The sequence below is a fragment of the Acinetobacter sp. AS5 genome (assembly GCF_048957595.1).
Lineage (GTDB): Bacteria > Pseudomonadota > Gammaproteobacteria > Pseudomonadales > Moraxellaceae > Acinetobacter.
On record NZ_JARDAL010000165.1, the window covers coordinates 1 to 579 of the forward strand.

The 579-nt window shown below is 43.4% G+C and carries 1 pseudogene; it reads left to right on the forward strand.

From position 1 onward, the window contains the following. Positions 1-579, forward strand: a pseudogene (locus tag PV763_RS17770) (IS5-like element IS17 family transposase); the annotation flags it as partial.

Consider the following 579-nt stretch of genomic DNA (forward strand, 5'->3'; position numbering starts at 1 on the left):
TGGCCCGCATATAACCGAGCACTCATGAGTCGCGGAAATATTGCCATTTGGTTTGATCCTGCTACGCAATGGTATGCTCCATCAAAAGGCAAACAAGGGCGAAATCAAACCTACTCCGACGCAGCTATCCAATGCTGCTTAATGATTAAATCCTTATTCCGTCTATCTTTACGTATGGTCACTGGCTTTGTGCAAAGTCTGATTAAACTTTGCGGATTAAATTGGACCGCACCAGATTACAGTACGCTTTGTAGAAGACAAAAGCATATTGATATTGCAATCAGCTACCAAAAAAGTAGCGATGGGCTGCATCTACTCGTAGACTCTACAGGCATGAAGTTTCTAGGTGAGGGCGAATGGAAACGCAAGAAACATGGAGCTGAATATCGTCGCCAATGGCGTAAACTACATATTGGTATAGATGCCAAAACCCTACAAATACGCGCTATTCAGCTCACAACCAATAATGTCAGTGATTCACAGGTGCTTGGTGATTTACTTAATCAGATTCCACAAGATGAGCAGATTGACTCTGTTTATACCGATGGAGCTTATGACACCAAGCAATGCCGTCAGGTC